General features: G+C 28.1%; 6 protein-coding genes. 3 read left to right on the forward strand and 3 right to left on the reverse strand.

The genetic code is table 11. The annotated features are described in order from the left end of the window. The first annotated feature begins 547 nt into the window (after positions 1 to 547). The 3 genes from CC92_RS0115920 to CC92_RS0115930 all read left to right on the forward strand — a co-directional run bounded on the left by CC92_RS0115920 (position 548) and on the right by CC92_RS0115930 (position 3,823). On the forward strand, positions 548 to 1,033 hold the full coding sequence (locus CC92_RS0115920) for a ferritin-like domain-containing protein (protein ID WP_029505256.1): 486 nt from the start codon (positions 548 to 550) through the stop codon (positions 1,031 to 1,033). 673 nt (positions 1,034 to 1,706) lie between these two features. Continuing rightward, positions 1,707 to 2,528, forward strand: a complete 822-nt coding sequence (locus CC92_RS0115925) for a serine/threonine-protein kinase (RefSeq protein WP_029505255.1) — start codon at positions 1,707 to 1,709, stop codon at positions 2,526 to 2,528. 2 nt (positions 2,529 to 2,530) lie between these two features. Continuing rightward, complete coding sequence (locus CC92_RS0115930) at positions 2,531 to 3,823, forward strand: hypothetical protein (protein ID WP_029505254.1); 1,293 nt, start codon at positions 2,531 to 2,533, stop codon at positions 3,821 to 3,823. An 18-nt stretch (positions 3,824 to 3,841) separates the two neighbouring features. Here the strand turns inward: CC92_RS0115930 and CC92_RS0115935 are convergent, their stop codons facing one another. The 3 genes from CC92_RS0115935 to CC92_RS22835 all read right to left on the reverse strand — a co-directional run. Beyond that, on the reverse strand, positions 3,842 to 4,567 hold the full coding sequence (locus tag CC92_RS0115935; protein ID WP_029505253.1) for a hypothetical protein: 726 nt from the start codon (positions 4,565 to 4,567) through the stop codon (positions 3,842 to 3,844). Between the two features lie 62 nt (positions 4,568 to 4,629). After that, positions 4,630 to 5,313, reverse strand: coding sequence for a hypothetical protein (locus CC92_RS0115940; RefSeq protein WP_029505252.1), 684 nt, complete (start codon positions 5,311 to 5,313; stop codon positions 4,630 to 4,632). Positions 5,314 to 5,504: 191 nt separating this feature from the next. Beyond that, positions 5,505 to 6,894, reverse strand: a 1,390-nt coding sequence (locus CC92_RS22835; protein ID WP_031420460.1) for a hypothetical protein, incomplete at its 5' end; no start/stop codon positions are given.

The following is a 6,894-nucleotide window of genomic DNA, read 5'->3' on the forward strand; positions in this document are numbered from 1 at the left end:
CGAAATGATTATAATTAAAACAATGTCATTTACAAATTTATCCGATATCTTCATAATTGATTTACTAATATTCATAATTCTCATTGGGATTTTACTCTTTAGAGAATTTCTGAATTTATATCTTGCTCAGAAAGCTATAAATCAATCGTATACTAAACTTTATATAGAGAGATCAATTATTATAACAATGCTACCTTTCTTTTATATTTTTATTTATGTTTTAATATTTAGAATATTATATACGATGTACTTACCATGAAACCTAGGATTGGAAGCCACAGTGTTTAAAAAATATACTAGAATGACCCCAAACGGATTTCGGGACGCCAAATCAGATTTATAATTTGCATAGAATCTGGTTAAATCTCATACTTTTCATCTATATGGTTCGAAGGAATTTTTCCGTTATGTTTAAATGTAAAATGGTGATTACTACTGATTAAAACTTACGATTTCCAAATCATCTTGCAACTCCCCAACATAACCGCTATAATTAAACTAAGCAAATGGCTTATTTCACATTTTTATAAGAAAAGGAGAGCTTACTATGGAATTATTAGAATTAGCACTTTCAATGGAACTTGATTTAGAGAAGTTTTACAAAGAGCAAGCAGATCTGAACAAAGAGAATAGTTTAAATGTTGTGTTTACGATGCTCGCAAAAGAAGAAAAAAATCATGCAAATATTTTAATGACTAAAGCAGATAAACTCACCTTGCCTTTAGAGGACAGTAATATTCTTCTTGATGTACAATCAATTTTCAAAAATATGGATGATTTTACCTCGGGTAAACAGAACTTTCCAAAACAGTTGGATACTTACAGAATGGCTTTAGAAAAAGAGCAAGAAAGTTTAAAGTTTTATCAAGATTTATATGCTGTTGCATCTGAAGAACAGTCAAAGACAGTATTCCAATATTTAATTAACCAAGAAGATAAGCACTGTGTGATATTAGAGGAACTCGTAAAATTAGTTTCAAGACCTGATGAATGGGTAGAATCAGCAGAATTCGGAAAAAGAGAAGACTATTAATACATACAACATAAAACCATTAATAAAAATAAGGTTAGTTTTACTGCAGTTGTTAAATTGCAGCAATTCTTGAAACGCTAATTCTCACTTTCCCAACAAATTTAAGATTTATTATTCCAGCAGTAATTTTTTTTATTCAAGGCACTCTAAAAAGGAAGTGATTTTACCTTTGTGTATAACACAGATAATCACTAGGCAAGCTAAAAGGAATGAGTTCTGTATGGAACAGGTCTCATTCCTTTTAGCTTGCCTTTTACTATTTTCCACAACATGGTCGCTTATTTTTCTACCATACTGCATCGTTAGTTTTCGACGAGTATCCCTATCTATTAGGGTACAGCGTTTTACTTTACCCTTATTGAGAAGGGGTGGGGTTACAAACTAGAACTTAGTTTCTTATAAATATACCAGGTTGTTCAGAAAAAATTTATATAATTTATTACCTATACAATTTTTCATTTTATTACATATTGTATGTCTTTTCTACCAATTATTTCAATTTTTTAATTGCATTCATAGATTATATTAGTTACAATAAAAGTTATAGTAGATACGCCATAAATTATTTTTTTAATTAAGTATCGATATATTTGAGTCAGAAACCTAATAGGTATGTTTGAAGTTATAAAATTAAGCACATTAAATATTCTATAAATATTGAAGGAGGTATCTTATGCCATTACCCTTTGACCCACCACTTCAAGAAAATGAATTGTACGATGCATTTCCTAATCTTACATCTATCAAAATCATAAAATCTGGCGGAGAAGGAACCGTATTTAAAGCATATAATAATTTATTGGACTTAGATGTTGCCATTAAGGTTTATAGTTCAGACCATATGCAAAAGCGTACAGAATTAGAGATAAAAAAATTATCCCAAATAGATAATCCACATTTAATAAAATGTATATCTTATGGCGATGTTCTTGTACGTGGTAAAAATTGCTATTATACTGAAACTCCATTTATTATAGGCAAGGACTTAAATCATATATATGAAACAAAGCAAACTTTGAATTATTCTGAAACAACCACGCTTATATTAGATATTTCGTCGGCAATTTCATCTCTTTGGAAACAACGCGTTGTTCATTGTGATATTAAACCAGATAATATTTTAAACAATAACTCTAGCTATGTTTTAATTGATTTAGGAGTTGCCAAACATCTTGATTCCGCTACATTAACTGCTTATGGAGTAATAATGGGAACTAGAGGATATTTTGCGCCTGAGCAATTAAAGGGACGAAAAAATTTAACCTTACGGGCAGATTTCTATTCCTTAGGAATTGTAGCATATCAAATGTTAGTAGGATATCATCCATACAATTTCAATCAGAATGCAATGTTTACACAACCGTTGCCCCCTTTTCCACCTAATATAGCAACAACACATGCCTTAAAAAATACAATTATTCAAATGACATCGTTGAATCCAATTGATAGACCTATGAACTACGAAGAAATATGCAGACTTTTGAAAGGAGAATGAATATGTTTTGGTTAAATCGTGGTTATAAATGGGGCTTAAATAGTATAAACCCCATTAATATAATTATTTTATCGTCAGGAATTAATTCGTTTGAACTATTACGTAGAAAACTTCCTACTACCCCTTTTCTACTTGACCCACAAATGTATTTTCCCATAAATACAGACAATAATTTTATAGCTGAACGAAAAAAAACATATAAGAAATTAGCATCTTACCCTTGGTACAATAATACTCCCCCTGTTTACTCTAGTAGTGAATATAAAATTAGTGATTTTAAAAAACAATATAAAGAAGATGCTTCAATTCTTTCTTCATTAAATATTCCTACAGATGCGCCACAAATTATCAATCGAATTAAATCTTGTTTTGATTTCCAATCAAATTTAGGTGTCAATGCTTTAATAATTCCAACACCATTAGCCACTAACTACGAAGACGAATTCTCAATACAATTACAATGGATTAATAAAGCTATTGAACTAAAAAATGATTATACTTTACCTTTATATGCGACTATTGCGCTTTCTGAAGACATTATTTTAAACCAAAAATTTGCTGAAAATCGCGTTCTGCAAACTGTAATTGATAATTTATCTGTTCTTGATGAACTATCTGGTTATTATTTAGTAATTGAACGAACAAGTGGTGATACATATATTAAAAATAGTAATTTAGCAATAGCCATCTTAGAAATGTCCTACTACTTAGGGCATAAACTCTCTAAAGAATTTATTATTAATTTTACAGATATTTTCGGTTTTATATGCCTAGGCGCTGGTGCAACTGGTTTTTCATCTGGAACAACAACTAAAGAAAAACGTTTATCATTTAATGACTATATTGATAAATCTGGTGGCGGCCCTGCCTTGCCACACTTTTTTTCATATTCACTTGCATGTGATTTTTTCCCTAACAGAGATTTAAGTAAATTTAGGGATACTCGATTACTTCGATATTTAGAAAATGACTTTACTCCTTTTTCGTCATCATTAAAACAAGCCCTTGAACAGAAAATACCAATTCAATCTATACCAGAATGGCGTGAAAGTCCAAATAATATAACAGCTGCAAGCAATCATCGTATCGAAGTTATAAATAACTATTGTAATCACGTACTGACTCTTACTTTTCCTGAAAGAGTAGAATACACTCTAGCTTGGATACAGAATGCGGAAGCTTCAATGACCTATATCAATAGCAAATTAAAAGCTGCTCCTCTCTCAGAAATTGGAGTTCATTTAGCTGTTTGGAGCAATAGCTTTTCAGAATTTTTATCAAATCATAATTTGTAAAAAGATAAGAGGTAGAGTTCAACATCTACCTCCTATCTTTTTCCATTTGTATCCATTCACAACATCTTTTAAAATTCTCGTTTTTTCATATGAGTAAACATTTGGTTGAATACCTCTATTTTTTTTAGGAATATTTATGATTTCAAATCCTCCTGTCTCATCCAACAATATTAGTCCTATATTATTCCTTTTATATTCTTCTTTCATATTATTGTTTTTAGTAACTCGCTCTTTATCCAATACCACAAATGAATAATCAGAAAAACTTTTATTAAAAATGGCTTGTTCTAAAGCTTCTTGCCATTTTTGTAATTTTAATTCTAAAGCAATAATTTCTTTTGGTACTAATTCTCTCCAATTGGTAGCTGTATACTTCATTCTAGAAATTTTTAATATTAGATTCTTCTTTTCTAATACTTCAAAACAATTAACTATCTTATCCCTATCCATAAAAATATGTTTCTGTACTTTATTTACAGTAACTTCATCAAATATTGAAAATAATGCTAAAATGTCTAAAGTATTATTATCTAAATACTTAAATTCTTTTTCATACTCACTATCCAATAAACTAGATATTTCATCATCTTGTATTATTGCAACTACTAAATCAATCATGCGATAATACACAGGTAATTCTTCTGCAATAATAAAATCATCCTGATAAGAAATAGCCTTAAACAAAAATTCTTTTACATTATCCTTCATTTTAGGTGTCATCTCTTTTTCTAATGCAAAAGCCATTCAATCACCTCGCTATTTTTTCATAATATTATACCATGTTTTACATACAATGTAATTATAATTTATCTATACCGTTTTTTTCCTATTGTGTTCAACGTTTTACTCTTATCAAAAATATTAGTTAGCTTATATAGTCTTTCGTGTTCAACTTTATTTATATTATATCTAATCTTACTATAATCTTCCATAAGGCAATATGCACATATCTGGATAGGAGTTACTAATGATTTGGCGGCTAACATATAATTTACATAAAGCATATCAATTTGTTTTTCATTGTGGTTAATTAACCAATTAACTCTATGATTCCCATCTATTAACATAAAATTATAATTTGCTTGCGAAAAAGGAACAACAAAGATTTCTTCCATATTATCGTATGTATTACTCAAATCATAATTATTAAAATGAGTGTAATAACATTCATTTTCTGCATTAAACAATCTGCCTTTAATATTATCAAAAGTAATTTTTATTTTATAGTTAGGATATAATTTATAAAAATCTTTTATGTATTTAATTGAAAAACCAAATTCCATTATATCGTTTTTTATAGGTAACGAAAAAATATATATCTGGTCCTTTTCCTCCTCGTTAGACATAGCATACATAATATTTTCATCAACCTTTTCAAGCAGTTCTTTCCATTTTTGGGTAAATTGATTTAAGTACTTAAATTCTTGAAACAAATTGTCCTTACCCATTACATCTAAAATACCTAGAACTTTATTGCGTTCACCTTGCATATTTTCCTCCATACTATACAAAAATAAAAGCTTATTTCTTCATTATTAATGATTTTTTATTTCATTCTGTTTATATGACATATTATTGTTTTGTTGATATCCATTTTTTTCATACTGAAAAAACTTCTTTAAGCAAATAGTTTTCCATAAATAATAACCCTATTTAAATTAGAATGTCATCTAATATTGGGTTATCCCTCTTCAAATACTTCTTCGCTTTCCGCTATTTTCAATTCTAAATAATTAATTATTTCAGTTTTAACATCTTCTATATCTCTTATTATAGCCTTTCCAGTAGATAAATTTTTCATATAAAAATTCATATAAGATTCTCTTTTAGCAACCTTACTGGGTTTGTTACATAAGCTTTGCAATACTTTTTTAGGAATAAGATATTTCTCAATATTATCTTCTAAATCTACTAGCATATCCATATCATACATAATCATATGATAATTCTGAAACCAATACTTCTCATCTTCAAGAGATTTTAAATAATTCAAATCATCTTTAGTAAAAATGTTATCTTTTAAATAATATGAAATCAAAATTTGATTATTTGATTTAAGTACCATTTCTTTTTCACCACCTATAATATCTTCAAATCCAAACAACTTTATTGCGTAAAAATAATACAATTGTTCATCATTAAAACTACTCCTTAGTGATTCATGGTATCTAACCTTAAAAAATTTATGCATTTTTTGATTATCAAATTTCTTCATAATAGAAAATCTATCTGCAAGATATAACATTGATTCCGGAGAATATTTCATAATGAAACATAATTGATGATAGTCGTATTCCTTGACCTGATATTTTTCCAATGGTAGTTCTCTAAAATATTTTGTTTTAAAAATATTATTGATAAATACCTTTTTCATTTTCTCATCATCTAATTTTGACATTCTATATACTATTTGATTTATAAAATATAGTTTATTATCATCTCTGTCACTTTTAAATCTGATATTACAATGCGCGATAAGTTTTTTCCAATATCTCGCCACTAAATTATGATTATTAAAACTCTCATAAGTCCAAACTTCTTTTTTTCTTTCACTTCTTTCTAATTCATACTTTTCCAAAACTTTGTCAAATATATGTATGATTTTCTCATTGTCCTTTACATTACAGAAAAAGTAAAAGTCATCCGAAAAATATGTATAGTCACAATCAATATTTGCTTTGTTTAGTTCAACTTCAATATCTTTACTAATGCATGCTAAATATCTTTCAGCAAAATATAAAGATAGATAATTTCCCATAATCAATCCATTAGTAGCACCTAAATTCATATTGGAAATATATCTTTCTTCCAAACCTTGAAAATCAATTTTATGAGTATATATTCTACCGTAATATTCTTTTACATCCAATTTAATTAAATTATCATACACACATAAATTTTCAAAATCTTTTTCTAACTGCCAATCATATTCTCCCGATGAAAAATCTCCTGTCTCAATATTGGCTGATAATCTCTTATGTACTCTATCCATCCCCTGTATATTATTAAAATAAGGCATATCCTTATAATATGCACATGCACTCATAAAGTTAAGTAAGTTAGGCATTTTT

This window comes from Lachnoclostridium phytofermentans (assembly GCF_000733755.1).
GTDB lineage: Bacteria > Bacillota > Clostridia > Lachnospirales > Lachnospiraceae > Lachnoclostridium > Lachnoclostridium phytofermentans_A.